Source organism: Klebsiella sp. C283, assembly GCF_048822555.1.
GTDB lineage: Bacteria > Pseudomonadota > Gammaproteobacteria > Enterobacterales > Enterobacteriaceae > Klebsiella > Klebsiella quasipneumoniae.
Window position 1 is genome coordinate 1 of the sequence record NZ_JBMEZS010000061.1, and the last position, 1,264, is coordinate 1,264.

At 42.6% G+C, this 1,264-nt stretch carries 3 protein-coding genes and 1 pseudogene; all 4 read left to right on the forward strand.

The window, feature by feature from the left end:
* Positions 1–313 (forward strand): hypothetical protein (locus tag ACOI7Z_RS27180; RefSeq protein ID WP_420702486.1); only part of this gene is annotated, 313 nt, incomplete at its 5' end.
* Positions 310–600 carry a hypothetical protein gene (locus ACOI7Z_RS27185; RefSeq protein ID WP_023307542.1) on the forward strand — a complete coding sequence of 97 codons (291 nt, stop codon included), beginning with the start codon at positions 310–312 and terminating at the stop codon, positions 598–600. The genes ACOI7Z_RS27180 and ACOI7Z_RS27185, both read left to right, overlap by 4 nt.
* Positions 601–607: 7 nt before the next feature.
* Positions 608–1,006 carry a hypothetical protein gene (locus ACOI7Z_RS27190; RefSeq protein WP_072158599.1) on the forward strand — a complete coding sequence of 133 codons (399 nt, stop codon included), beginning with the start codon at positions 608–610 and terminating at the stop codon, positions 1,004–1,006.
* A 71-nt stretch (positions 1,007–1,077) separates the two neighbouring features.
* Positions 1,078–1,264 (forward strand): annotated as a pseudogene (locus tag ACOI7Z_RS27195) (F pilus assembly Type-IV secretion system for plasmid transfer family protein); the annotation flags it as partial.

The window sequence follows — 1,264 nt, forward strand, 5'->3', positions numbered from 1 at the left end:
AATGGTTGCCATCCCTGAAAAATTCAATCTTCGAGTTAACAGAGGCGATACATTCATATACTGTGCGCTTATAGCGGTGGTTGGGTTTTGCGGGATGTTCGTTATCTCCATTCACTCATTTTCGATGGATGAACTTGAAGCAGGTAGACACTGGAAAAACGACTGCAAGACACTTGAAGTAAACATACCGACAGGCGCTTTTACCAGCCCTGTTAATAAACTGGACTGTGATGGCATCATCATTAATGTGCCAGGTGAGCGGTATTATGCGTATATCCATCAGTGGGAATTATACCAGACGAATAAAAAATGAAAGTAAACGTCGCGAACGCGGTTAAACACATTGTTAACTGGGCCTTTCCACTCTTTTTTTGGGGTGGTCTGCTGTATCTTGTTTACGATGATTACAGAGATAACGGTACAGCGACTGAAGAACAGTTATTAATGATTTCTCATGAAATACCCTGTGCCGGTGAGGATTTTCGAACGGCACTCCGTAATAGCCCGGGACCATTAACCCTTCACGATGCGAAGAAAATTGCCGCTAAATGTAACGAGAAACATAAACAACTTAACGCACTGAACAATGTGAACAAATGATCAGGGGATGGATATGATGCTGTTTTTTAGAAAGTATGGGTTTTTGTTTATCCCTCCAGTCTACTGGCTCATCTATCTGGGAGCCAGGCTGACATACAATGGACTGGCAGGAGAGTTTTCTCCTGATTTCCTTCAGGGTATTCGACATGAAGGCCTCTATATTATCTGTAGTCTGTGTGTCTTTTATTTTTTCTGCCTGGAGGTGGAAATTAGTGATGGGGAGTTCTCAGCGAACCTTCTGTTCCTGATTGTTTTCTTTCATGTGGTTTTGTTATTTATCACTCTGCTTATTTGTTTGTGGCAAGGGGCGATGTTGTTGGATGCGATCTTTATGGGTCAGATTATTGCATCCATGTGTTTATTGTTTTTTATTCCAGTGCTTTCCATTATAAGAAGGAGTTTCTAGTGCGGCTGTGAATATTCTTCTTGCCATTTATTACCCTTGTTATTTTGAAATGCTCTTAAAGGAACGCCCGCATGAGTAATAACATCATCGATACTGTCACCCAGGCTGTGAATTCACTGGTGTCAGCACTGAAGCTGCCCGACGAATCCGCGAAAGCCAATGACACGCTGGGCAGCATGAATTTCCCCCAGTTCAGCCGTATTCTGCCCTATAAGGATTATGATTCCGCGACCGGTCTGTTTATTAATAACAAAACCG